Below are 23148 nucleotides of genomic sequence, written 5' to 3' on the forward strand. Positions count from 1 at the left end.
CTCACACCTCCAATGTTTTGGGGCGTTTACGTTCGAACCACATCACAACGATAAGACGCGTGACGAAGATCGCAGTAAAGACCGATGTGAGAATGCCGAAACCGAGCGTGATCGCAAAGCCGCGTACAGGGCCAGAGCCCATCACGAAGAGGATCACAGCGGTAATGAACGTGGTGAAGTTGGCGTCAATAATCGCGCTAAGTGCTTTTTCGTAGCCCAGATCAATTGCGCGTGCCGGCCCTTTGGCTGATTTGAGTTCTTCGCGAATTCGCTCGAACACCAGCACGTTGGCATCCACCGCCATACCAATTGTTAGAACGATACCGGCGATACCGGGCAGCGTCAGCGTGGCACCGACCAAGCTAAGCAGACCAAAGATCAGACCAACGTTAATGATGAGCGCAATGTTAGCAAAGATGCCAAACATTCCGTAGCTCAGGAACATAAACACAAGAACCAAGGCAAATGCGACAACGCAGGCCACCTGCCCCGCTTTGATGCTGTCTGCACCCAGCTCTGGACCGATTGTGCGTTCTTCTAGAAAATCGAGGCCTGCAGGCAAAGCTCCCGCGCGCAACAGCACGGATAGGTTTGTGGACTCTTCAACCGTGAAGTTACCCGTGATGATGCCTGATCCGCCCGGGATATGGCTTTGGATCACAGGGGCAGAGATCACTTCGCTATCCAGAACAATCGCGAAAGGATTGCCGATATTTTCCGCCGTATAGTCACCGAACTTACGCGCACCCGATGGGTTGAAACGGAAATTCACCGCAGGACGGCCATTCTGGTCAAACGCAGGCTGCGCATCGACCAGTTCCTCGCCCGTCACAACGGGCGCTGTTTCAAGCAAGTAAAATGTACCGTCCTCGTCCAAGGACGGAAGGATTTCATTGCCAATACCGGGGGACGCATCAGGGTTAGATCCGCGACCAACAACGGGTTGGAACGTCAACTGCGCTGTGGTACCAATGATGGCTTTCAATTCTGCCGCTGATCCAATGCCGGGTACTTGGATCAGGATACGGTCCGTACCTTGGCGCTGAATTGTAGGTTCGCGTGTACCAACCTCGTCGATACGGCGGCGAATAATTTCCACAGCTTGCTGCATTGTGCGCTCGTCCGTTGCGCGTCTTTCGGCCTCGGATAGACGGACAGTAAGAACCGCTCCGTCCGCACTGACTTCGATATCGGACGACCCAACACCAGACAAGGAAACAACCTGCTGGGCCAAGCCACGCACAACTTCCATCGCGCGGGGCATGCCGTCTAGTTCGGAAATACGGACCTTAAGCTCGTCCCCGGCAGAGGGCTGCAAACGGATCGTGCCAATGGTCGCACGCTCTGGACGCAGTGCATTGCGCACTTCTGGCCAAAGCGATTTCATACGGGCGACGTAGACATCGGTGACTTTAACCTCTGCCAACAAATGCGCACCGCCGCGCAGGTCTAGGCCAAGATTAACAAGACCAGAGGGCAGAAAACCGGGCCACTGCGCAACCATCGCATCACGTTCGGGCGAAGTGCCGGACAATTCGATCTCTGCAACCGCATCATTGCGCTGTTCGACTTTGGAATAAAACGCATTGGGAGCGGCCAGTAGCAATCCGATCGCGCAAAGCGCCCAGATCACTACCCGTTTCCACAGGTCAATTTGCAGCATATGTCCGGCCTCTCGTCGCCTGCCTTGCTGTCCGGATTAAGCGGACGCTGGCTCGGTCTTGTTGATCACATTGGCGATAGTGGACTGAACAACACGAACTTTTACGCCCTCGGCTAGTTCAATTTCGACTTCGTTGTCGTCTTTTACTTTAACCACTTTTCCGATCAGACCGCCTTGCGTGATCACTTGATCTCCACGACGCAGACCCTCGACCATTTTCTGGTGCTCTTTCAGCTTTTTCTGCTGAGGGCGGATTAAAAGAAAATACATGATCGCGAAGATCAAAATAAGAGGAACGAATTGGCCGAGTGCGCCAGCATCCATTGGGGTAATCCTTTTTAAATGTCGGCCCGCCCTTTGAAAAATAGGTGCACGCCATGCCTGAATTTGGCCAGAACCTATGATTTGCGTCACGGCTTTGCAATGGGCCATCACTGCCTGATTTTCGAGCGCGGGTTTGAGCTATGCAAAAACTGCATAGCGGCAATGCTGCACCTGCGGCATTATCTGCCTTGAAAGCGGGCAACGTGCGTACTAAATCAAAATCACACGAATGATGATGGCGCTAAAGTGTCTAGTTCTTGAACCTCCCTGTTGGACTTCGGCCGAGCCTCTGAGCTCGGCCTTTTTTTACCAATTCGCTTTGTTTTAATCGAAAACCGACATGATTTCAGTCAACGGCTTTTTCATTTTAGCAACGCCCGGCACAGTCGCGTCTGGTGCAGGATGTCCAACTGCTAGAATCATCACAGGTTTTTCAGATGCGGGACGCCCCAAAAGCCCATTCAAAAACTTCATCGGGTTTGGTGTATGCGTGAGGCAGGTCAAACCTGCGTGATGCAGCGCAGAAATCAAAAATCCCGTCGCGATGCCGACGCTTTCGGGCACATAGTAATTCTTGTTTCGCGTGCCATCCTCAAATTCGCCCCACCGTTGCGCAAAGATAATGATCAGCCAAGGCGCAATATCAAGATGTGGTTTGCTGGCGTCCGTGCCAACCGGCTCAAGCGCTTTGATCCATTCATCGCCAGCCCCGCCTGCATAGAATTTCTCTTCTTCTTCAGCCGCGAGGCGAATTTGATGTTTCACATCCGCGCTAGAGATCGCAACAAAATGCCAAGGCTGGTGGTTCGCACCAGACGGTGCAGATCCTGCCGCTGTAATCGCCGCATCAATGACCACTTGAGGAACCGCTGTAGGCGCGAAATCACGCACAGAATGACGCTTACGCATGAATTCCAAATGCGCTGCGACTGCTTTGATGCTGTCGTGCGCAGACATTTCCACGCGATCAAGCAGTTGAACGGCGCTGTAGTCCAGTTTTTCTTTAGCGAACACGTTCGTTTCCTTTGCTCAGCGTTGTTTTCCACAGCTGTTCATTGCGGATTGGCATTTTCGTTCCCGCAAGCGCGAACATATGCCAGAAGAAGGCTTGGTTTGACGACAATGCAGGCTTGTTGCACCCCGCCTCAACGTCTTTCAAGATCGAGAACGTGCGCAGGTTGGTGCAACTCATGAACACAGCCTCTGCGCCCGTGTCTTTGCCCAGCTTTATGGCCGCATCGCGGGTCGAGGATGGATCAATCCGCGCGACTTTCGTCTCGACCGGTTCATTGAACGTGCCAAACACGGGCGTGTCGATCCCATTGGCTGACAGAGCCGTTCGCAAACTCTCGCTCACCTCTTCCGCGTAGGGGGTCAGCAAGGCCAGCTTGCTGATGCCAACCGACGTGCAGGCCGCAATCAAAGCGCTGACGGGGTTCGTGACATGTACCGTTTTGCATCCACCGCTGACCAATTGCTCCACACGTTCAGACCCGATGACACTAGAGGCAGACGTGCATCCGTAGCCCACTACGTCAAAATCTACGGTCTTTGGCAGCAAGCCTGCCGCGCGCGGCAAGTCCGCCTCCATCGCGGACAGGCTTTCATTGGACACCTCAGATGCGCTTGGAATGCGCGACACAAAGGCCGCGACGTCCTTGTTTGGCAGAACCTGACGCAATTCAGATTCCATCGTTTCGTCCGATTGCAGAACGATCAGCCCAAGGCGTCCGTCTGTGCCAATCTGCGGGGCTAATGTGTAGGGTAGGCTCATCCGTCCAACCTGACCATTTGCTCTGGTGGTTTGGGCGACAGCCGTTCCCAGCCCGTCGCGGTGACAACATAATCATCTTCATGCACAATCAAGCCTGCACCACCAGACACGGACACACCCGGTTCAAGCGTGATCACCATGCCCTCCTCCAGCACCGTGTGATCATCCGCGGTAAACGACAGGCCCTCAGTCAGTTGCAAACCCAAGCCATGCCCTAAACGCCCCGCGCTTTGGCCACCTGCCCCGCCCGTGCAGATCTTGTCCATCGCATAGAACACATCCGACGCCGTGTTACCGGCCCTCAAAGCGCCCTCGCCTGCTTGCATAGCTATCATCAGATTTTCATAAGCGCGCGTTGCGGCATCGCTTGGCTTTCCAACTGCGAAATTGCGGTCAAAGTCGCTAAAATAGCCGTCTTTGATAACGCCTGTATCCAGCATCAGAATGTCACCAACTTCTAAAGGCGCGTCGCTTGCTGGGGAAATCACATCATCGTAGCCATCCGCGCCCGCACCGCCCGCCAAATACGGCACCCAATCTGCGCCTTCCTCAAGGCACAACATTTGAAAACCGCGAAACACTGACGACAACGGCGTTCGTGCGCGCGCAATTTCAGGCAAGAGCGCAAACGCACCGCCAGCAATCTGACAGGCTGCGCGGATCGCGTCGACCTCTGCGGGGCTTTTCACCATACGCGCGGCGCGCATGACGCCGTGATCTGTGCTGATCGTCACGTCACCCGACAACCGCATCCAATCGCCCAGAGGCATCCTCAGATGGCTCTCGATTCCGAAGGGCGTGCCAATAGGATCACTGCCAGCGACGTCACGCAACGTGCTCGTCAAAAGGGAAACCCCATCGTCAGAATAGTTTGGTGCAGACCATGTGCGGATATCCTCCACCACGGTTTGCGCCATCAAAGCAGCGCCGATCGAGGGGATCACTGCAATTGGCAGACCCTTTGCTGGCAACACCAGAAACCAAGGGCGCGTCGGGCTTTCCCAGAACCGCGTCAGATAGCCCGTCAGATAGCGGATGTCGGCCTCTTGCGTCAGCAAAAGTGCGCCAAGCCCGTGTGCGGCCATGCGGGTCTGCACGCCTTTGATACGCGTCAGGTACTCGCAGCGTTCGAACATCATTCACCCTCGCTGAGGATGCAGAGAACTTTTGCGCCCTCAGGTAAGTCGCTCAATAAAGCAGCCGTAATACCAGCGGACCCTGACGTGCTGGACGCCAAGCCAAGTGCTGCGAGTTTCGGCAAGGTCGCGAATGCTTCTTCCTCGGTTATCAGCGTAATGGAATCTGTATCACGAGACAGACCTTTCAAGGCAATCAAAGACGCTTCTTTACAATCAAGGCGACCCATGTCCGAGACGGGCCCAGTGGACACAGCAAAACCACCTGCCTGAATGGACTCGAAAATCGCGGGGGCGAATTCGGGTTCAACCACCGTAATATGAGGTTCATCCCCCCAAACATCACGGAACAAGGCAGCGCATGCCCCAGCCAACCCACCAACACCCGCTTGCAAGAATATATGCGTGGGCGCGTCCATCTGTTCAGTGCACTCAGCTGCCATTGCGAGGTATCCCTCCATCAAACGGTGCGGCAAATCGAAATATCCATCCCAAGAACTGTCTGACAATAAGGTCCAGCCATTCGCAGCCGCCGCAGCTTGGGCACCCGCCATGCTGGCCTCATAATCATCACCCTCGATAACCACGTCTGCGCCTTTTTCACGCAGTCGATCTGCGAAATCACTCGGTACAGTCTTGGCCAAATAGATCACCGCCTTTGCGCCGAACACTTTAGCGCCCGCCGCGACCGACATCCCATGATTGCCAGCACTCGCAGTGATATATGTGCGCCCTTCCAATGAACCCAGCTGTGCCTCATGCGCGATCACATAGGCCGCGCCAAGCGCTTTGAAACTACCCAAACCCATGCGTCCGCGTTCGTCTTTGATGTGCAGTGCAAGCGCTTGAACCATTGGCGTGACCCCATGCGACGGACAACGATCCAACAAGGCACGTGGCGCTGCGGCATCCACAGAGGGCGCAGGCACGGCTTCAAATCCAGTCTTAAATCCAGTGCCGCGATAAGGGTTAACGATGGTGCGCATATTAAATCTCCCAATTTGCGCCCACATCAATCCAAAACCCAAGACAGGTCAACGCGGGAAATGAACATCCTGTCGCATTGCCCCTAGGACGCTTTGTCAGTATGAGACGCGCAACTTCACGTTTTGGGGACCAAACTGGATGCAAGAACCTGCCATTACCACTGATCTGATCGCCTCGCACGGGCTAAGCGCTGACGAATATCAAGTTATTCTAGGGCTGATTGGCCGCGAGCCATCCTACACAGAACTTGGCATTTTTTCGGCCATGTGGAACGAACATTGCTCTTATAAGTCCTCCAAAAAATGGCTGCGCACACTTCCTACGCAGGGCCCTCAGGTCATTTGCGGCCCCGGCGAAAACGCAGGTATTGTTGATATTGGCGACGGTCAAGCGGTTGTTTTCAAAATGGAAAGCCACAACCACCCCTCTTATATCGAACCCTATCAAGGTGCGGCGACGGGCGTTGGAGGCATCTTGCGCGATGTCTTCACGATGGGCGCGCGTCCAATTGCGGCGATGAATTCGCTTAGCTTTGGCGAGGTATCCCACCACAAAACGCGCCAGCTTGTGAACGGCGTCGTTGAGGGCGTTGGTGGTTACGGCAACTGCTTTGGTGTTCCCACGGTGGGAGGTGAAGTGCGCTTTGATCCGGCCTACAATGGCAACTGCCTTGTGAACGCGTTCGCGGCGGGTCTCGCGGATACGGACAAGATTTTTTACTCGGCGGCCTCAGGTATTGGCATGCCTGTTGTTTATCTGGGTGCGAAAACGGGTCGTGACGGTGTTGGCGGCGCGACGATGGCGTCTGCGGAATTTGATGACACGATTGAAGAAAAGCGCCCCACTGTTCAGGTCGGTGATCCATTCACCGAAAAGCGCCTGATGGAAGCCACGCTAGCGCTGATGCAAACGGGCGCTGTGATTTCTATTCAGGACATGGGCGCGGCTGGTCTGACCTGTTCTGCGGTTGAAATGGGCGACAAGGGTGGCCTTGGTGTGCGCCTTGATCTGGAACGCGTACCCGTGCGTGAAACCAACATGACTGCCTATGAAATGATGCTGTCTGAGTCTCAGGAACGCATGTTGATGGTTCTGAAACCCGAGCTGGAAGCAGAAGCGAAAGCCGTGTTCGACAAATGGGACCTTGATTTCGCAATCGTGGGTGAAACAATTGAAGAAGATCGCTTTCTCATCATGCACAACGGCAAAATGAAGGCTGATTTGCCCTTGAGCAAACTCGCGTCTTCCGCACCTGAGTATGATCGCCCATGGGTGGCAACACCTGCGGCTGATCCACTGGAAGATGTCCCACAGATTGACCCAATTGACGGATTGAAGGCGCTGCTTTCAACGGCCAACTATGCGTCAAAACGCTGGGTGTTCGAACAATATGATGCGCAAGTTATGGGTGACACGATCCGTATTCCCGGTGCTGGCGCTGGTATCGTGCGTGTGCACGGTACACCTAAGGCGCTGGCATTCACATCCGATGTGACCCCGCGCTATGTGATGGCGAACCCTGTTGAGGGTGGGAAACAGGCCGTTGCCGAAGCGTACCGTAACCTCACAGCTGTGGGCGCGAAGCCCTTGGCGACAACAGACAATATGAATTTCGGCAATCCTGAAAAGCCAGAAATCATGGGCCAGTTCGTTGGCGCAATCCAAGGCATCGGCGAAGCGGTAACTGCGCTAGATATGCCTATCGTGTCGGGCAACGTGTCGCTTTACAATGAAACCGATGGCACAGGCATTTTGCCAACGCCGACAATTGGTGCCGTTGGGTTGCTGAACTCGGAAGACGAATTGATTAACGCAGATGTACGCGAGGGTCATGTTGCGATCCTTGTGGGTGTGACCGAGGGCCATCTTGGCCAATCCGCTTTGCTTAACGAAGTGTTCAACCGCACTGACGGTGACGCGCCACATGTGGATCTGGCAGCAGAAGTAAAGAACGGCGATTTCATCCGCGCCAACCGCGACTGGATCAAAGCCTGTACAGATTTGTCTGACGGTGGTCTTGCGCTGGCAGCCTACGAAATGGCAGCAACCGCTGACGTAGGTGTCACACTTGATAGCGGCGATACGCCAGACTTGTTCGGCGAAGACCAAGCGCGCTACTTGATTGCCTGCAATTTCGACCAAGCCGAAGCGCTGATGATTGCAGCGGGTCAAGCAGGCGTCACATTGGCGTTTGTTGGCAAGTTCGGCGGCGAGGACGTCACGATGGGTGGATCATCTGCGCCTTTGGCCGAGTTGAAAGCAATGTCAGAGAGCGTATTTCCAACGCTCTTTTCATAAGCACCACTTGCTTGCGGCCTGCCCCGCTCGTACATTCGGAGCAACGAAATTAAGAAAGGTTACGATCCATGGCGATCACCGCACAAGAGATTGAAGCACTTCTGCGCGAAGGCTTTCCCGACGGACAAGTCACCGTGCAAGGCAACGACGGCCAGCACTACGCGGCTGAAGTCATCGATGCTTCCTTCAAAGGCAAGAACCGCGTTCAACAACAACGCGCTGTTTATGCTGCCCTAAAGGGTAAAATGGACGGCAGCGCAGGTGAATTGCACGCGCTGGCCCTGACGACAAAAGCCCCTAGCTAAGTTTTACGCGCACATGCGCAACTGGAGATCACAATGAGCGACGTTAAAGAAACCATCCAAAAGACCGTCACTGACAACTCTGTCGTGTTGTTCATGAAGGGCACCAAAGAGATGCCACAGTGCGGATTTTCATCCCGTGTGGCTGGTGTTTTGAACTACATGGGCGTGGACTTTCAAGACGTGAACGTATTGGCTGATGAAAACATCCGCCAAGGCATCAAAGATTTCTCTGATTGGCCAACGGTTCCACAGTTGTATGTCAAAGGCGAATTTGTTGGCGGCTGCGATATTATCACTGAGATGACTTTGTCAGGCGAATTGGACACGTTGTTCGACGAACAAGCCGTGACGTATGACAAGGATGCTGCGAACAAAATTCGCGAATCCAACGCTTAATCAGAAATTTCGTGCGCGGCGATATGATGACCGCTGCGCACGATTTTCTCGCTCGCGAGGGCCATTGATTTACGGCTTTCCGCCTCTGCCACACGCAATGGTGGATGATAGATTACTTCCACCGTTCCAGATCGACGCACAGCCAGCGTTTTGATCAGATGCGGGAAAAAATCCATGTCGCCCCACCACCCATAAAACCGGTTCTCTTCGCCGTCGGGGTGCACGTAGTTAACTGTAACTGGCTGAACCCAAAGAATTTCCTTTAGCTCTGGCGTGAAGAAGGCCGCAAACAGTGTCGATTTGAACGGCAGAACGCGCTGACCATCCGTCGATGTTCCCTCTGGAAAGAACAGCAGCTTGTGACCCGCTTTCAAGCGGTCTTCAAACACCTCTTTCTGCGCGCGCGCTTGGCGTGGGTCGCGCGCAATGAAAACGGTGCCCGTCGCGCGCGCCAGCAGACCAATTCCAGGCCATTTGGCGACCTCTGACTTGGACACGAAATAAACACGTGCCGCAGCGTTCAGCGAAAAGATATCAAGCCACGAACTGTGATTGGCTACAACCGCGCCCGCTTGCGTCATCTGCGCGCCTTTCGTGGTGAATTTCATGCCCATGATGCGAAACGCGTTACGGCACACAAACTGGGCAATGAAGGGCGTCACCGGACGGCGCATCCCAAAAAACGGGACTTCGATCAGGCGCAACGCCAAAAGCGCAATCAGGCACACAAAGATCAACACAATAATTGGAACGGCGCGCGCGCCAAAGCGCAGCCAGCCCATCACGCCAATCTGACTTAGATCCACTGTGCCCGCGTCATCCGTTTGCCACGTTGGGGTCATTGCGCGCGCTCCTGCGTGTAAAGACTGCGTTGTTTCACATTCATCTGTGCGACATCCAAAATCATACACACATCCGTCGTATTGAAATCGAAATCCAAGTAAGCCCCCGCACCGACGCACCCGCCAAGCCGCAAGTAGGCTTTTATCAATGCGGGGATTTGCGTCATGCAGGCTTTTCGATCAAGCGCGCCCTCGGCAATCAGCCCCATTTCCATAAACGGCATTCGCGCGGTTGGACACAGGTGCGCCACGGCTAAATGGCGGTGATGTAACAGCGACAAAGGCGCAGATAATGCGTTCATATCAGTGCCACGAAAGCTGGCAGAGCCGAACAGCACATCGTATTTTTCATCCAAAACATGCGCCGCGAGCGCGGACCAAAGGTGAAACATCGCGGTTCCGCCACGATAATCACGATGCAAGCAGGATCGGCCAAGCTCTAGCACCCTGCCTTGTGTCGTTAGCAACGGTGTCAGATCAAACTCACGCGTTGCGTAAAAGCCCCCTGCCGCTTTAGCACCGACCGTATCAAGCAGACGATATACACCCACAGCTTGGGTCGCGACATCGCCACCACGCGCGCAATCTAGCAAGAGCAGATGCTTGGAATGTGGGTCCCAGTGATCTTGTTCAAGACGTTGCGCGTGATCAACGCATGTACCAACGGCCCCAAGTTCTTCAACAAATACATCATAACGCAAGGTTTGCGCCACGCGCACATCGGCCTTGGAGTTGGCAAAGATCACTTTAAAATCTGGTTGCGCCATGTGCCCAAGCAATCCTTCACCTCTGCTGCCGCAGATTTAGGCAATGCCTCGTCTGAATACAAGCACTTGCGTGCACCTATCTTGACGTGTGTTAGCTCAACTTTTAGGTGTTTACACAATCTTAACCTTCAACCCGCATCAAAGACAGGATCCAAAGAAACGCGAGAGCCCTCAATGACCATTTTTCCCATTTCACGAAAGTTAACCGTGATGCGTCCATCAATCACGGATTGCACTTGGCCAATGCCCCATTCTGGTGCGCTTGGGTTACGCACCAACATTCCGGGTTCAAGAAACGCATTCATGTCAGTCATTGCCTTCATTCTTTCAGGAGGATCAGATGAACGAACATAGCTTGGAATTTGCAGCGTTGGTAGGGTCACGTATCTGCCATGACCTCATTAGCCCAATTGGCGCGATAAACAATGGGATGGAGCTGCTGTCCATGTCAGGCATGGCCAGCAGTCCCGAAATGGCATTGATTTCTGAAAGCGTCGACGCCACTAATGCGCGCATCCGCTTCTTTCGCATCGCATACGGCGCGCCGAGCGAAACCCAATTTTTGGGACGCTCTGAGGTTCATCGATCTTGCGCGATACCACACGTGGCTCGCGCCTGTCGCTGATATGGCAGCCTCTAGAAGACCTGACACGCAGCGAAATTCATCACCTTCCTTGCTATTCAATGCGTCGAACAAGCCCTGCCCTACGGTGGTCAAGTCACCATCAGTCACACAAACGGGCGGTGGCAATTAGACCTTGTGAGTGAGCGCTTCTTGATCGATCCCGATCTTTGGAGCTATTTTGAAGCTGGTTCAAAAGACCAAAAAAACCACGCAGACACGATCCCCGCACATGTGCAATTTCTCTTGCTTCCAATGCACGCCAACGCACAAGGTCGACGTGTCGCATTTTCCCAGAACGATGCATCGGTTAACTTGCTGGTGTAACCTTACTGTCGGGTCGTGCCATCGCCCTCAACAAGATATTTGAAGCTGGTCAATTGGCTTGCTCCAACAGGGCCGCGCGCGTGCATTTTTCCCGTGGCAATCCCGATCTCAGCGCCCATGCCGAACTCGCCCCCGTCCGCAAATTGGGTGGACGCATTGCGCATCAAAATTGCACTATCGAGCTGCGCAAAGAACTGAGCGGCGGCGCGGTCATCTTCGGTCATGATACAATCCGTGTGGTTCGATCCGAATTCGCGAATGTGGGAAATCGCGCCATCAATATCATCAACAACCTTCGCCGCGATGATCATATCAAGAAATTCGTGACCAAAATCAGATTCTTGGGCGGGTGTCGTACCTTGAATTGAACTCAGAGAACCCTCTGCGCGAACATCGACACCCGCATCGATCAACGCGCGGATCAATCCGTGGCCAATCGTATCAACGACGTCCTTGTGGATCAGCAAACACTCCGCAGACCCACAAATCCCAGTGCGCCGCGTCTTAGCATTTAGCACAACGTTCAATGTTTTAACGGGGTCCGCTGCGGCATCCAAATAGATGTGTACGATCCCCTCAAGATGAGCAAACACGGGCACGCGCGCTTCGCGCTGAACAAGACCGACCAAGCCCTTGCCCCCACGCGGCACAATCACATCAATCGTATCTGTCATGGTCAGCATTTCTTGCACTGCTGCGCGATCGCGAGTGGGCACAAGTTGGATGCAATCTGCAGGCAGGCCCGCCTTCACTGCGCCGTCAACCATTGCCGCGTGGATCGCGCTGGAGCTATGAAAACTCTCAGATCCACCGCGTAAAATCACGGCGTTGCCTGATTTCAAGCACAGTGCGCCCGCGTCAGCCGTTACATTTGGACGGCTTTCATAGATCACGCCAATCACACCCAAAGGCGTACGCACGCGTCGGATGTGCAAGCCTGATGGCATATCCCATTCTGCTATGACTTCGCCAACTGGATCGATCTGTTCGGCGACCGCACGTAAGCTATCAACAATGCCTTGAATGCGGGGTTCATCTAACATCAAACGATCCATCATCGCATCTGACAGATCCTTCTCGCGGCCATATTCCAGATCAAGCAGATTCGCTTGGATGATCGCATCACGGGTTTTCCATACCGCTTCTGCAGCCCCAATAAGGGCTGCATGTTTGCGCTCTGCCGATGCACTGGCCAGTGACGCTGATGCCGCTTTCGCGCGCGCACCAATGTCTGCCATCAAGGCTGGAATACTATCAAAATCTTTCATCGCGGCCTCCATGTTATAGTGCCATATCGTCTCTGTGAATAAGCGCTGCGCGGCCTGCATAGCCAAGCAATTCTTCAATTTCGTGGCTTTGGTGGCCTTTGATGACCTTTGCCTCTGCACTTGTGTAGCGCGTTAAACCAAGCCCAAGCGTACGGCCATCTGGATCTTCGATCGCCACGCTGTCACCGCGTTCAAACACGCCTATGATATCCGTAACACCCGCAGGCAAAAGGCTTTTTCCAGCATTCAATGCGCGCACGGCACCTGCATCCAAACGCACAGACCCTTGGGGTTTCATCGCTACAATCCATGCTTTACGCGCTGCATGCGGGTCAAGTTGCGCTGTGAACCACGTCGCATTCGCCCCTGCTTCAAGCGCGTGAATGGGGCGCAAGACGGACCCTTCCATAATCGCCATAGCACAGCCCGCAGACGTGGCCGTTTTGGCCGCCATCACTTTAGTTTTCATACCACCTTTGGACAGCGAGGATGTCGCGTCCTCTGCCATCGCTTCGATCTGGGGCGTGATATCGTCCACAACATCAAAACGTGTCGCGCTGGGGTCGATAGAGGGGTTCGCTGTATAAAGCCCGTCCACATCAGAGAGCAAGATCAAACGATCCGCACCCACTGTGACAGCCACTTGCGCGGCCAGTCGGTCATTGTCACCAAACCGGATTTCATCCGTCGCAACCGTGTCGTTTTCATTTACAATCGGCATTGCGCCGAGGCTCAGTAATTGTTCCAGCGTCGCACGTGTATTCAAGTAGCGACGTCGATTTGCGCTGTCTTCAAGTGTGACCAGAACCTGCGCGGTTGTGATGCCATGCGGCGCAAGCGCCTCTTCATAAGCGCGCGCAAGGCGGATTTGACCAACAGCCGCGGCCGCCTGACTTTGTTCCAGCGCAAGCGCAGTGCTTGGCAGCCCAAGCGCCCCGCGTCCCAAAGCGATTGATCCAGAGGACACGAGCACAACGTCTGTCCCACGTGAGCGCAGCATGACGACGTCGTCCGCTAGGCCTTTTAGCCACGCATTGCGCAAGCATCCCTGCTCGACCAAAAGGGCAGAGCCAATTTTAATAACAACACGTTTGGCAGTGCTTAAGGGCTCCACGGTTCATCCTCTGCTTCGCCAATGTGAGCGCGCAGACGATCGTCGTCAATTTGTGCGCGCAAAGCCCGCAGCACATCCGTCGTGCCCAATTGTGCCGCACCAGACATTTCCATTACAGGACCGCCGCTGGCTTTGTCCAACGCGGCCTTCGCCTCTGCACGCATTTCGTCATCAAGCGCGTCGACTTTGTTCAAGACCGTAATGCGCGGCTTTAGCGCAAGATCGCCACCGTAGGCCTCAAGTTCGCCAATGATGGTTTTGTAATCCTGCGCGACGTCCTCGGACGTGCCGTCAACCAAATGCAGCAAGACCGCACAGCGTTCTACATGCCCAAGGAAACGAACGCCAAGACCAACGCCTTCATGTGCACCCTCAATCAGACCCGGAATGTCAGCAACCACAAATTCAACACCGTCCACACCCACAACACCCAAATTCGGGTGCAACGTGGTGAACGGGTAGTCCGCAATCTTGGGGCGTGCGTTTGAGGTCGCTGCAAGGAACGTAGATTTGCCCGCATTCGGTAAGCCCAACAGACCAACATCCGCAATCAACTTCAGGCGCAACCAAATCGTACGCTCAACCCCTTCTTGACCCGGGTTTGCGCGGCGGGGGGCTTGATTTGTGGAAGATTTGAAGTGCAGGTTGCCGAAACCACCGTTGCCGCCTTTAGCAATCAGCACGCGTTCGCCAAGCACAGACATATCCGCGATGACCGTTTCTTGGTCTTCGTCCATGATTTCTGTACCAACAGGCACGCGCAAGATGATGTCATCGCCATCTTTACCCGTACGACCCTGCCCCATACCCGGCTGCCCACTTTTGGCAAAAAAGTGCTGCTGATAGCGAAAATCAATCAGCGTGTTCAAGCCATCGACGGTTTCGACCCAAACAGAACCACCGCCGCCGCCATCGCCCCCATTCGGGCCACCGTATTCGATAAACTTCTCACGGCGAAAGCTGACAGAACCGCCACCGCCGCCGCCAGAACGGATGTAGACTTTGGCGAGATCTAAGAATTTCATGTCATTGCTTTCTATTGCTTATGCGCGTTCTACGCAAAGCCGGTCAGTTGCTCAATCGAGTTTTCGTAAGTAGGTCCAAGTCGCCACATTCGCATCGCGCGCAACACTGTATTTCTCCGCATCGCCGACATAAGCAAAACCCGCGTTGGTCAAAACCCGCGCAGAGGCAGGATTGTCCTGAAATACGGAAGCAAACATAGTTTTGTTGTCCAGCGGATTGGCCTTGATCAAAGTCGTAACCGCATCTGACGCCAACCCGGTGTTCCAATAAGCTGGAACAACCCAATAACTGACCTCCGACTGAAACGGATCGAGACGGTTAAGCTTAACGAGGCCAACCAATTCAGGACCATCATGCTTGCTGAGATCTAGCGCCCAAAAATCTTGCTCGCGCTTTGCATCACTTGCACGATCCAGCAACGCTTGGGTCGCGCCGGGCGGCAAAGGATGGGGTATATCGCTAGTCATTTTCGCAACGCGAAGATCACCACGGTGCATTTCAATCAGTCCAGTATCAGACGACTGCAAAGGGCGTAGCGTCAGGTTTTCGCCTTCGATCACAAGCTGCGGTTCACGTATCATATCATGTATAGGCTGGTTCATGTCGAAGCTCCGGCAAACAAAACAAACAAGACGGAGGCGACTGTAAGGGCCGCTAGCGTCCACATTAAATAAACTTCCATCTGCGTTCCCGCGACTGTTTGTGCGATCTTATGGCCTGCAAAGGTCCAGATAGGGTGCAACACGATCTGACACGCGAGAAGGCACGCTGCGATTACAGCCGTTGCCTCTAGCGTCGGGGTACCGGTTTCGACGAACGCGGTGAACCCGCCCACGATCATAGCCCAAGCTTTGGGATTGAGTGGGTGCACGATCAGCCCCGCTGCGAAACCCGGTGCTTTCGCTTCAGATTTTGTGTTCAGGCGCAAGTTCGCAACTTTCCATGCAAGGAAAATTATGTAAGCGGCAGAAACATATTTCAGAGCCATGAAAAGCCACGGCACGGTTGCGGCCAAACTCATCAAGCCAAAGCCAATGGGCCATATGATCAACTGCTTGCCAAACGCAACGCCGGCCACAAAAGGCAATGCCGCTTTGAACCCAAAACGCGCACCCGTCGCCATAAGCGCCATATTGGCGGGACCCGGCGTGCCGACTTGGGATGCGGCGAAAATAAGAAAGGCTCCAGCGGCGACTGACATCAAATCACTCCCCGAGATCGTAACGATTTTTCGTCGAAAAATCGGGAAGTTGCACTGCATTTCTGAAGCAACGCTGTAAGATTAACGCATGTGAACATCAAACAACCTTCCCATCATACAACCAATGTTTAAATTGAAAAAGGACCGGCGTTTCCGCCGATCCCTTGAATGTCTTAGCTATTCAAAACGGCTTATTCAGCGGCCTCAGCAACTGGGAGCACCGAAATGAATGTACGGCCTTTAAGGCCTTTATGGAACGTTACCGCACCGTCTGTCACAGCAAAGATCGTGTGATCTTTACCAAGACCAACGCCTTCGCCTGGCCAGAACTTTGTGCCACGCTGGCGTACGATGATGTTACCAGAGATAGCCGCTTGGCCACCGTAAAGTTTCACACCAAGGCGGCGACCAGCTGAGTCGCGGCCGTTACGGGATGAACCACCTGCTTTTTTATGTGCCATTTGGTCTTACTCCTATTCAGCTGCGAACTGTTTTGCTTGCGCAATCCAGTCGTCGCGTTCGATGCGGCCTTTGGAAGACAGACGATCATCCATGTAGGAAATCTCTGCTGGGCCCCAAGTTGAAATTTGGTCGAAGTGGAAAACACCGATTTCGTGCAGCGTGCCTTCCAGCTTTGGTCCAACGCCAGAGATCCGCTTGAGATCGTCTGCAACGCCGCCACGTGCTTCCTTGAGCAGATTTGTTGGCTCTACTCCAGCAACCTCTACAGCGGGTGCTGCTGCGGCCTTGGGAGCAGCGGCCTTCTTAGGCGCGGCTTCTTTTTTCGCTGGAGCAGCTTTCTTAGGAGCGGCTTTTGCAGCAACTGCGGCGATTGCCACGCCTGCCACAGAACCAGCGCCGATCGCTGCTTTCACGCCAGACTTGTCGCCGCCGGACGCAAGAATGTCACCAACGCGGATCAAAGTCAGCTTTTGACGGTGACCTTTTGTACGCTGGGAACCATGCTTACGACGACGCTTAACAAAGTTGATAACCTTGTCGCCTTTGATCTGGTCTACGACCTCGGCCTGAACAGCAGCGCCGTCAACCATAGGTGCGCCTACGACAGTCTTGTCGCCGCCCAGCATCAGAATTTCATTGAATTGTACGGTTTCACCCGCATCTGCAGCTAGCTTTTCCACTCGTAGCATATCGCCCGACTGTACTTTATATTGCTTGCCGCCAGTTTTAATAACCGCGAACATTGCGTCTTCCTTGTTTTCCGCGTCTCTAGGGTCCCGTTGCCGGCGTTTGTCGGGGATTGGAACCCCACCCATAAACAGCGCGCACCATATGTGCGTCATTGAATTTAGCCCGCGAAAGGGAATCCCGTCGCAAGTTCGCGGCTTATGCGGTCTTGCGCCTGTGCTGTCAAGCGGTTGGCAGGCTTTGTGCAACCTCAATATCGAAGACCATAATGCTGTCCGCCCCATTTCGGCACATGCTGACTAAAATGCTGCCAAGTACTTGGTGCGTTGCGTGTGTTGCATACCGCTCTAACGCCGTGGGGTCCGTGAAGCGAATGAGAAAACCATCGCTATAGTCTTTGGATTTGGCTTCAAAATCGCGGTTTGGACCGAAATCGAATGACACGACGCCGTCCAACGAACCTGAGAAGGTTTGTAGTTTTTGAAAGATCGAGTTTTTGTCAGCCTCAGAGATGTCCGGCAAAAAATCACAATAAACTGCGTGAAGTATCATGCCTGCATCCTTGAGTGCGGTGAGACAGGCGTTACGCCTGCCCCTTTTCTTCGATGGCGGACGCCAAGGATTCCGTGCGCGCGGCGATTTCTGCAAGTGATTCACGCACGCCCGCTGGAATAACGGGGACTTCAATCCGCTCTGGTGCGGGGGCTGGTTGGTTCTTGAGCGCTGTCAACTCAGCCTGAACCCCTACGAGTTGTTGCTCAACAGAATTTACTTTTTTTTCCATAGCTGCTGTTTTGTCAGCCAACATAAGGCCTGCCATCAACAACATGCGTGGTTCTGGAATGCGGCCAATCTGGCTGGCAAGTGTTTGCGCCTCTGTATCTAGCATCTTGGCGGCAGAGTGCAGGAACTGTTCTTCACCCTCTTGGCATGACACTTCAAATTGACGTCCGCCGATGGAAATTGCGACCTCAGGCATCGGTATTCTCCTTGTCGCCGTTTTCGGCATCGTTTGCAGCCCGCTTCACCAAAGGTTCAAGCGCCGCAAGAAGAGCATCTGCCTGCGCCACTTCAACCGAGCGCGTCGCTCGCAGTGTCTCAAGCTCTGCTAACATTGCTTTGTTTATCAGATGTGGTTCGTCCAAACCTTTTTCCAACGCGTCGCGCAGGTTGAGGTTGGATTGACGCAAATCTTCGGAGGCCCGGCGCAAACGTTGCAGTTCAGCGTCCAGCTTAGCAGTCGTTCTTTGTTGCTCTAGCGCTTGTATGTCCATCGCAGAAGCATAGCGTTCAGATTTCTCACGCACCGACTTCAGCCGCTCTTCCAGCTGTGCATTCGCCAGTTTCTCATCGCTCAAGGCCAACTCAAGTTGCTCGGCGCGCGCACCTGCGATGTCTAAAGATTCTTGCATTTCGGCTGGGTCAGGCCCCTCAGGCGCAGCTGCCGCCAATCCATCTAAACCAGTGCCAATTCGATCCAGCGCCGCAGTAATCCGGCGCTCGAGCTCGGTGGTATCGCTCATCGTGCTCTCCTATCTCGTTCAAGTGCTATTTCGCGTTACGCACGAATCGCCTGATTGTGTCGCTTTTTTTTACATTAGCCAAGCGGGTCACTAAATGCGCCATTCCTTTGGTGTCAGTACCTTATGCGACACGCTTGATCTTTGCCGCTGGCTTGGTATTGAGCGCGCGAAGACCACGCTTGATATATAGCCTCTCACAAAGGACGACCCTTTTGGATATTGCAGCCCTCCGCTCCGCCAATCCCGATCACTGGAACAAGGCCGCCGCCATCCGCGCGCTGACTTTGGACGCTATTCACGCCGCCAATTCTGGCCACTCCGGTATGCCAATGGGCATGGCTGATGTTGCGACCGTCCTGTTCGAAAAGCACCTGAAGTTCAACGCAAGCGCGCCACGTTGGACAGACCGCGATCGTTTTATCCTGTCCGCAGGTCACGGCTCTATGCTGCTCTACTCCCTGCTTTATCTTGTGGGCGACAAGCAGATCACGCTCGATCAAGTGAAGAACTTCCGCCAAAAAGGTGCTTTGACTGCTGGCCATCCCGAAAACTTCCTCGCAGACTCGATTGAAACAACAACGGGTCCTTTGGGTCAGGGTATTGCAAATTCCGTCGGCTTTGCGATGGCAGAAGAAATTCAGCGCGCGCGCTACGGCAAAAAGGTCGTGGACCACAACACATACGTCATCGCAGGCGACGGATGCCTGATGGAGGGCGTTTCCCAAGAGGCAATCGGCCTTGCTGGGCGCCACGAGCTTAGTAAACTGATCGTGCTTTGGGACAACAACAACATCACCATCGACGGTACAGTTGAATTGTCTGATCGCACAGACCAAGTCATGCGCTTTAAGGCGTCCGGCTGGCATGTTCAAGAAATCGACGGCCACAACCCTGCTGAGATTGACGAAGCATTGACGGCTGCCAAAAAGTCCAAGAAGCCATCCATGATCGCGTGCAAAACACACATCGCGTTGGGCCACGCAGCACAAGACACGTCTAAAGGCCACGGTGCTTTGACCAATGAAGAGCAAATGGCTCAAGCCAAAGCGCTCTACGGTTGGACATCAGGTCCTTTCGAAGTGCCTGCCGACATCAAGTCCGCATGGGAAGCCATTGGCGCACGGGGTGCTTCTGAGCACGCCGCATGGAACGAACGGTTCGCGACACTGCCACTTGGCAAGCAAGCTGAATTCGAGCGTGCCTATGCGTTAGACGCCCCCAAGAAGCTGGCCGCAACCATCAAAGCGTTCAAAAAGCATATCACAGAGAGCGCGCCAAAAGTTGCAACGCGTAAATCTTCTGAAATGACGCTCGAGATCGTGAACCCGATCATGCAAGAAACTGTTGGTGGCTCGGCTGACCTGACAGGGTCCAACAATACCAAGACTGGCGATATGGGCGTGTTCGACGTCGACAATCGCGGTGGTCGCTACATCTATTGGGGCATCCGTGAGCACGGCATGTCCTCCGCGATGAACGGCATGGCTCTGCACGGCGGCATGCGTCCCTACGGCGGCACGTTCATGTGCTTCACCGACTATGCGCGTCCTGCGATGCGCCTTGCGGCGTTGATGAAAGTGCCGACTGTGTTTGTGATGACCCACGACAGCATCGGCCTTGGCGAAGACGGCCCGACACACCAACCCGTTGAGCACCTCGCAATTTCACGCGCCACGCCCAACACGTATGTGTTCCGCCCTGCGGACACGGTTGAGACAGCGGAAAGCTGGGAAATCGCATTGACGTCTAAAACAGCACCTTCTGTTTTGGCATTGTCCCGCCAGAACTTGTCGACTGTGCGCCTTGAGCATAAGACAAAGAACCTGACCGCCCAAGGAGGCTATGTTCTGGCCGATGCCGAGGGCAAGCGTCAGGCGATCCTGATGGCAACAGGTTCCGAAGTCGAAATCGCGCTCAAGGCACGCGATATGCTGCAAGCTGAGGGCATCGGAACGCGCGTTGTGTCCATGCCATGCATGGAGCTGTTCGCGGATCAAGACGAGGCTTATCGCAAGCGCGTTCTTCCAGGCGGTCCTGTTCGGGTTGCGATTGAAGCAGGTGTGCGTATGGGATGGGATCGCTGGCTTCTGGCCGAGCGTGGCCGCGACGCAAAGGCTGATTTCGTGGGCATGGACAGCTTTGGAGCGTCTGCCCCCGCGGACGAGCTATACGCGCACTTCGACATCACGGCCGAGGCCGCAGTCGCCAAAGTCAAAGCGTTGTTGGGACTTTGAAACGTAAGGTGCGTGAAACCACGCACCCTACCCCGGCTTTCAAATGAAGCCCTTTGAAATTTTTTGCGCCTGCCCTCCTGGGCTGGAGCAATACTTAGAAGCCGAAGCCTTAGAGGCTGGCTTCAAAGGCGCAACAGCGGTGCCCGGTGGCGTCCAATTCGCCGGCCTTTGGCCCAACGTCATGCGCGCCAATCTGACATTGCGCGGAGCGTCCCGAATTCTCGCGCGGTTTGCCAATTTCCGCTGCTTCAATCTAAGCCAGCTCGAAAAGCAAACCCGCGATATCGATTGGCATTCAGTTCTGCGTTCAGACATCCCGGTTCGGGTCGACGTCACCACGCGCAAATCCAAGGTCTATCACGCAGGTGCCGCCAAAGAGCGGATCGAAAAAGCCATTGCAGAACGCCTCGGCGCGTCAATCGCGTCTGAAGACGCGGTCAAGATCATGGTGCGCATCGAGGATAACATGTGCACCTTTTCCATCGACACCTCAGGTGCACCGCTCCACCAACGCGGCCATAAAGAGGCTGTTGGCAAAGCCCCCATGCGCGAAAGCCTCGCGTCGTTGTTCCTGCGTGCGAGCGGTTACGATGGCACAGAACCCGTGCTCGATCCTATGTGTGGCTCTGGAACCTTCGTGTTAGAGGCCGCAGAAATCGCTCAAGGCTTGCTGCCCGGACGCACACGCAGCTTTGCGTTCGAACAACTTGCCAGTTTTATGCCAGACCGCTGGGCGGACCTGCGCAGCGCTAAACTTACAAACGATATCACCACCCGTTTTTACGGCTCAGATCGCAATCATGGCGCGATCCAGAACGCAACAGCCAATGCGCAACGCGCAGGCCTTAGCGACCTATGCACGTTCACATGCGCGTCCATCAGTGATCTACAGCGCCCTGACAGCCCAGCTGGCCTCGTTATTCTCAACCCACCCTACGGCGCGCGGATCGGCGATAAAAAACAACTCTTCGCGCTTTATGCTTCACTTGGGAAAACCTTGAACGACCGCTTCAAAGGCTGGCGGGTTGCCATCATCACAACCGACACGGGCCTTGCGCACACGACAAACCTGGCCTTCAGCGACACAAGCGCACCGATCCCACATGGTGGTCTCAAAGTACGACTGCATCAAACCAAAGCGCTCATGTAACCCTTCATCTTTCTAAATAAACTTCGGGGGTCTGGGGGCTGGCCCCCAGCCTTACTTTTTGAAAATCGCACCCCAAATCGGCGCAATTACCTTGGTTGCGACCGGGATCAGCGCCAAGCCCAAGGCCAATCCAAGTATCCCGTCTGCAAAAGCTGTGACACTCCACTCGACAAGCCCATGTAAATTCTCAGGCACACGTGCCGCAATCCTTACCGCGAAGTCGTGGATCATTGCATAGGGCGTCTTCCACCCCAGATCCTTCAAACCGTGTATGATGATAGATCCCCCGACCCAAAGCATCGCGCCTGTACCAACAACCAACAACAGTTTCATCACCATAGGCATCGCTTTCACGATCGCGCGTCCCAAGCCGCGCGTCAGGCCAAACCGTCCGCGGGCGGACATTGCCAACCCAAGATCATCCGCTTTCACGATCAGTGCAACAGATCCATAAACCGCAAACGTAATTCCAATCGCAACGACGGCTAGCGTTGCAGCTTCCATCCCAAAACTGCCTTCTGGAATAGCTGCCAAGGAAATCGTCATAATCTCGGCCGACAGAATGAAATCCGTTTTGATCGCGCCTTTTACCTTTTCTTCCTCTAAATGCGCCGGGTCCCCGCTCTCATATGCGTCTGTGTGGGTACCTTCGTGATGAAAGAGCCAATGTGCAATCTTCTCGGCCCCTTCAAAGCACAAATAGGCCCCCCCAAGGATCAATAGCGGCGGGATCAGCCAAGGCGCAAAGGCAGACAACGTCAAGCCGGCCGGCAACAAGATCAATAGTTTGTTTATAAGCGACCCACGTGCAATGCGCCAAATGATCGGCAATTCGCGCGATGCATCAAAGCCTTGGACGTATTTGGGCGTGACAGCGGCGTCGTCGATGACTGCGCCTGCTGCTTTGCTTCCGGCCTTCAGCGCGTTCGCCGCAACATCGTCTATCGAGGCGGCTGCAATCTTTGCAATTGCGGCCACATCATCCAACAAAGCCACCAATCCACTCATACTGCTCTCCTCAAACTCTAGCCTCTTCGAATCG

Annotated in this window: 27 protein-coding genes; 7 read left to right on the top strand and 20 right to left on the bottom strand. The window is 54.4% G+C overall.

The genetic code is table 11. From position 1 onward, the window contains the following. Nucleotide 1: 1 nt before the first annotated feature. The 6 genes from secD to QZ279_RS06585 form a co-directional block, all read right to left on the bottom strand. Complete coding sequence (secD, locus tag QZ279_RS06560) at nucleotides 2–1663, bottom strand: protein translocase subunit SecD (protein ID WP_293449396.1); 1662 nt, start codon at nucleotides 1661–1663, stop codon at nucleotides 2–4. Between the two features lie 36 nt (nucleotides 1664–1699). Beyond that, nucleotides 1700–1987 (bottom strand): preprotein translocase subunit YajC, encoded by a 288-nt coding sequence (gene yajC, locus QZ279_RS06565; protein ID WP_293449397.1) that lies wholly within the window; start codon nucleotides 1985–1987, stop codon nucleotides 1700–1702. A gap of 324 nt (nucleotides 1988–2311) precedes the next feature. Next, nucleotides 2312–3001 (bottom strand): nitroreductase family protein, encoded by a 690-nt coding sequence (locus QZ279_RS06570; protein WP_293449398.1) that lies wholly within the window; start codon nucleotides 2999–3001, stop codon nucleotides 2312–2314. Further along, nucleotides 2991–3761 carry an Asp/Glu racemase gene (locus tag QZ279_RS06575; protein ID WP_293449399.1) on the bottom strand — a complete coding sequence of 257 codons (771 nt, stop codon included), beginning with the start codon at nucleotides 3759–3761 and terminating at the stop codon, nucleotides 2991–2993. The genes QZ279_RS06570 and QZ279_RS06575 overlap by 11 nt, the downstream gene beginning before the upstream one ends. Further along, on the bottom strand, nucleotides 3758–4897 hold the full coding sequence (locus tag QZ279_RS06580; protein ID WP_293449464.1) for a Xaa-Pro peptidase family protein: 1140 nt from the start codon (nucleotides 4895–4897) through the stop codon (nucleotides 3758–3760). Before QZ279_RS06580 ends, QZ279_RS06575 begins: the two co-directional genes overlap by 4 nt. Continuing rightward, nucleotides 4897–5883, bottom strand: coding sequence for a pyridoxal-phosphate dependent enzyme (locus QZ279_RS06585; RefSeq protein ID WP_293449400.1), 987 nt, complete (start codon nucleotides 5881–5883; stop codon nucleotides 4897–4899). The genes QZ279_RS06580 and QZ279_RS06585 overlap by 1 nt, the downstream gene beginning before the upstream one ends. 139 nt (nucleotides 5884–6022) lie before the next feature. Between QZ279_RS06585 and purL the strand changes: the two genes are divergently transcribed. From purL to grxD, 3 genes are all read left to right on the top strand, one after another. Beyond that, nucleotides 6023–8182, top strand: a complete 2160-nt coding sequence (gene purL / locus QZ279_RS06590) for a phosphoribosylformylglycinamidine synthase subunit PurL (RefSeq protein ID WP_293449401.1) — start codon at nucleotides 6023–6025, stop codon at nucleotides 8180–8182. Nucleotides 8183–8250: 68 nt separating this feature from the next. Further along, complete coding sequence (locus QZ279_RS06595; protein WP_293449402.1) at nucleotides 8251–8487, top strand: BolA/IbaG family iron-sulfur metabolism protein; 237 nt, start codon at nucleotides 8251–8253, stop codon at nucleotides 8485–8487. 33 nt (nucleotides 8488–8520) lie between these two features. After that, complete coding sequence (gene grxD / locus QZ279_RS06600; RefSeq protein WP_293449403.1) at nucleotides 8521–8883, top strand: Grx4 family monothiol glutaredoxin; 363 nt, start codon at nucleotides 8521–8523, stop codon at nucleotides 8881–8883. Here grxD and QZ279_RS06605 read toward each other — a convergent pair. The 3 genes from QZ279_RS06605 to QZ279_RS06615 form a co-directional block, all read right to left on the bottom strand. After that, a complete protein-coding gene (locus tag QZ279_RS06605; protein ID WP_293449404.1) occupies nucleotides 8880–9725 on the bottom strand; it encodes a lysophospholipid acyltransferase family protein in 846 nt (281 codons plus the stop codon). The two genes, grxD and QZ279_RS06605, sit on opposite strands and share 4 nt — an antisense overlap. Beyond that, nucleotides 9722–10492, bottom strand: a complete 771-nt coding sequence (locus QZ279_RS06610) for a GNAT family N-acyltransferase (protein WP_293449405.1) — start codon at nucleotides 10490–10492, stop codon at nucleotides 9722–9724. Before QZ279_RS06610 ends, QZ279_RS06605 begins: the two co-directional genes overlap by 4 nt. 128 nt (nucleotides 10493–10620) lie before the next feature. Beyond that, nucleotides 10621–10806: a DUF3553 domain-containing protein gene (locus QZ279_RS06615; RefSeq protein WP_293449407.1), complete on the bottom strand. Its 186-nt coding sequence runs from the start codon at nucleotides 10804–10806 to the stop codon at nucleotides 10621–10623. A gap of 26 nt (nucleotides 10807–10832) precedes the next feature. On the opposite strand from QZ279_RS06615, the gene QZ279_RS06620 reads away from it, so the two are divergent. After that, the gene (locus QZ279_RS06620; protein ID WP_293449409.1) at nucleotides 10833–11117 is read left to right on the top strand and encodes a hypothetical protein; all 285 of its coding nucleotides are present in this window, start codon (nucleotides 10833–10835) and stop codon (nucleotides 11115–11117) included. Nucleotides 11118–11171: 54 nt separating this feature from the next. Further along, nucleotides 11172–11441, top strand: a complete 270-nt coding sequence (locus tag QZ279_RS06625; RefSeq protein WP_293449466.1) for a histidine phosphotransferase family protein — start codon at nucleotides 11172–11174, stop codon at nucleotides 11439–11441. Between the two features lie 2 nt (nucleotides 11442–11443). Here the strand turns inward: QZ279_RS06625 and QZ279_RS06630 are convergent, their stop codons facing one another. The 10 genes from QZ279_RS06630 to QZ279_RS06675 all read right to left on the bottom strand — a co-directional run bounded on the left by QZ279_RS06630 (nucleotide 11444) and on the right by QZ279_RS06675 (nucleotide 18722). After that, complete coding sequence (locus QZ279_RS06630; RefSeq protein WP_293449410.1) at nucleotides 11444–12709, bottom strand: glutamate-5-semialdehyde dehydrogenase; 1266 nt, start codon at nucleotides 12707–12709, stop codon at nucleotides 11444–11446. A gap of 13 nt (nucleotides 12710–12722) precedes the next feature. Continuing rightward, a complete protein-coding gene (gene proB, locus QZ279_RS06635) occupies nucleotides 12723–13823 on the bottom strand; it encodes a glutamate 5-kinase (RefSeq protein ID WP_293449412.1) in 1101 nt (366 codons plus the stop codon). Then, nucleotides 13811–14848: a GTPase ObgE gene (gene obgE, locus QZ279_RS06640; protein WP_293449414.1), complete on the bottom strand. Its 1038-nt coding sequence runs from the start codon at nucleotides 14846–14848 to the stop codon at nucleotides 13811–13813. The genes proB and obgE overlap by 13 nt, the downstream gene beginning before the upstream one ends. A 51-nt stretch (nucleotides 14849–14899) precedes the next feature. Further along, a complete protein-coding gene (locus QZ279_RS06645) occupies nucleotides 14900–15451 on the bottom strand; it encodes a GNAT family N-acetyltransferase (RefSeq protein ID WP_293449416.1) in 552 nt (183 codons plus the stop codon). Continuing rightward, nucleotides 15448–16050, bottom strand: a complete 603-nt coding sequence (locus QZ279_RS06650) for a LysE family translocator (protein WP_293449417.1) — start codon at nucleotides 16048–16050, stop codon at nucleotides 15448–15450. Before QZ279_RS06650 ends, QZ279_RS06645 begins: the two co-directional genes overlap by 4 nt. 191 nt (nucleotides 16051–16241) lie before the next feature. Further along, complete coding sequence (gene rpmA, locus QZ279_RS06655; RefSeq protein ID WP_293449419.1) at nucleotides 16242–16511, bottom strand: 50S ribosomal protein L27; 270 nt, start codon at nucleotides 16509–16511, stop codon at nucleotides 16242–16244. Nucleotides 16512–16523: 12 nt separating this feature from the next. Beyond that, nucleotides 16524–17255, bottom strand: coding sequence for a 50S ribosomal protein L21 (locus tag QZ279_RS06660; RefSeq protein WP_293449421.1), 732 nt, complete (start codon nucleotides 17253–17255; stop codon nucleotides 16524–16526). A 166-nt stretch (nucleotides 17256–17421) separates the two neighbouring features. Next, a complete protein-coding gene (locus QZ279_RS06665) occupies nucleotides 17422–17751 on the bottom strand; it encodes a Dabb family protein (RefSeq protein WP_293449422.1) in 330 nt (109 codons plus the stop codon). A gap of 31 nt (nucleotides 17752–17782) precedes the next feature. Beyond that, nucleotides 17783–18178, bottom strand: a complete 396-nt coding sequence (locus QZ279_RS06670; protein WP_293449424.1) for a cell division protein ZapA — start codon at nucleotides 18176–18178, stop codon at nucleotides 17783–17785. Next, a complete protein-coding gene (locus QZ279_RS06675; RefSeq protein ID WP_293449426.1) occupies nucleotides 18171–18722 on the bottom strand; it encodes a hypothetical protein in 552 nt (183 codons plus the stop codon). The genes QZ279_RS06670 and QZ279_RS06675 overlap by 8 nt, the downstream gene beginning before the upstream one ends. 212 nt (nucleotides 18723–18934) lie before the next feature. On the opposite strand from QZ279_RS06675, the gene tkt reads away from it, so the two are divergent. Then, nucleotides 18935–20956 (top strand): transketolase, encoded by a 2022-nt coding sequence (gene tkt / locus QZ279_RS06680; protein WP_293449427.1) that lies wholly within the window; start codon nucleotides 18935–18937, stop codon nucleotides 20954–20956. 43 nt (nucleotides 20957–20999) lie between these two features. Further along, nucleotides 21000–22106 (top strand): class I SAM-dependent RNA methyltransferase, encoded by a 1107-nt coding sequence (locus tag QZ279_RS06685; RefSeq protein WP_293449428.1) that lies wholly within the window; start codon nucleotides 21000–21002, stop codon nucleotides 22104–22106. 51 nt (nucleotides 22107–22157) lie between these two features. On the opposite strand, the gene QZ279_RS06690 is transcribed toward QZ279_RS06685, so the two are convergent. Further along, on the bottom strand, nucleotides 22158–23114 hold the full coding sequence (locus QZ279_RS06690; RefSeq protein WP_293449429.1) for a DUF808 domain-containing protein: 957 nt from the start codon (nucleotides 23112–23114) through the stop codon (nucleotides 22158–22160). Nucleotides 23115–23148: the final 34 nt, after the last annotated feature.

The organism is Planktotalea sp. (assembly GCF_018607965.1).
Lineage (GTDB): Bacteria > Pseudomonadota > Alphaproteobacteria > Rhodobacterales > Rhodobacteraceae > Planktotalea.

Excerpts from the sequence above, each read along its gene's own strand:
- QZ279_RS06685 (WP_293449428.1), top strand. The coding sequence starts at position 21,000 with ATGAAGCCCTTTGAAATTTTTTGCGCCTGCCCTCCTGGGCTGGAGCAA.
- rpmA (WP_293449419.1), bottom strand. The coding sequence starts at position 16,511 with ATGGCACATAAAAAAGCAGGTGGTTCATCCCGTAACGGCCGCGACTCA.
- QZ279_RS06665 (WP_293449422.1), bottom strand. The coding sequence starts at position 17,751 with ATGATACTTCACGCAGTTTATTGTGATTTTTTGCCGGACATCTCTGAG.
- purL (WP_293449401.1), top strand. The coding sequence starts at position 6,023 with ATGCAAGAACCTGCCATTACCACTGATCTGATCGCCTCGCACGGGCTA.
- QZ279_RS06645 (WP_293449416.1), bottom strand. The coding sequence starts at position 15,451 with ATGAACCAGCCTATACATGATATGATACGTGAACCGCAGCTTGTGATC.
- secD (WP_293449396.1), bottom strand. The coding sequence starts at position 1,663 with ATGCTGCAAATTGACCTGTGGAAACGGGTAGTGATCTGGGCGCTTTGC.
- QZ279_RS06585 (WP_293449400.1), bottom strand. The coding sequence starts at position 5,883 with ATGCGCACCATCGTTAACCCTTATCGCGGCACTGGATTTAAGACTGGA.
- QZ279_RS06620 (WP_293449409.1), top strand. The coding sequence starts at position 10,833 with ATGAACGAACATAGCTTGGAATTTGCAGCGTTGGTAGGGTCACGTATC.
- QZ279_RS06660 (WP_293449421.1), bottom strand. The coding sequence starts at position 17,255 with ATGTTCGCGGTTATTAAAACTGGCGGCAAGCAATATAAAGTACAGTCG.
- obgE (WP_293449414.1), bottom strand. The coding sequence starts at position 14,848 with ATGAAATTCTTAGATCTCGCCAAAGTCTACATCCGTTCTGGCGGCGGC.
- QZ279_RS06610 (WP_293449405.1), bottom strand. The coding sequence starts at position 10,492 with ATGGCGCAACCAGATTTTAAAGTGATCTTTGCCAACTCCAAGGCCGAT.
- QZ279_RS06595 (WP_293449402.1), top strand. The coding sequence starts at position 8,251 with ATGGCGATCACCGCACAAGAGATTGAAGCACTTCTGCGCGAAGGCTTT.
- QZ279_RS06580 (WP_293449464.1), bottom strand. The coding sequence starts at position 4,897 with ATGTTCGAACGCTGCGAGTACCTGACGCGTATCAAAGGCGTGCAGACC.
- QZ279_RS06630 (WP_293449410.1), bottom strand. The coding sequence starts at position 12,709 with ATGAAAGATTTTGATAGTATTCCAGCCTTGATGGCAGACATTGGTGCG.
- QZ279_RS06605 (WP_293449404.1), bottom strand. The coding sequence starts at position 9,725 with ATGACCCCAACGTGGCAAACGGATGACGCGGGCACAGTGGATCTAAGT.
- QZ279_RS06675 (WP_293449426.1), bottom strand. The coding sequence starts at position 18,722 with ATGAGCGATACCACCGAGCTCGAGCGCCGGATTACTGCGGCGCTGGAT.
- QZ279_RS06690 (WP_293449429.1), bottom strand. The coding sequence starts at position 23,114 with ATGAGTGGATTGGTGGCTTTGTTGGATGATGTGGCCGCAATTGCAAAG.
- QZ279_RS06615 (WP_293449407.1), bottom strand. The coding sequence starts at position 10,806 with ATGACTGACATGAATGCGTTTCTTGAACCCGGAATGTTGGTGCGTAAC.
- grxD (WP_293449403.1), top strand. The coding sequence starts at position 8,521 with ATGAGCGACGTTAAAGAAACCATCCAAAAGACCGTCACTGACAACTCT.
- yajC (WP_293449397.1), bottom strand. The coding sequence starts at position 1,987 with ATGGATGCTGGCGCACTCGGCCAATTCGTTCCTCTTATTTTGATCTTC.
- QZ279_RS06670 (WP_293449424.1), bottom strand. The coding sequence starts at position 18,178 with ATGCCTGAGGTCGCAATTTCCATCGGCGGACGTCAATTTGAAGTGTCA.
- QZ279_RS06650 (WP_293449417.1), bottom strand. The coding sequence starts at position 16,050 with ATGTCAGTCGCCGCTGGAGCCTTTCTTATTTTCGCCGCATCCCAAGTC.
- QZ279_RS06575 (WP_293449399.1), bottom strand. The coding sequence starts at position 3,761 with ATGAGCCTACCCTACACATTAGCCCCGCAGATTGGCACAGACGGACGC.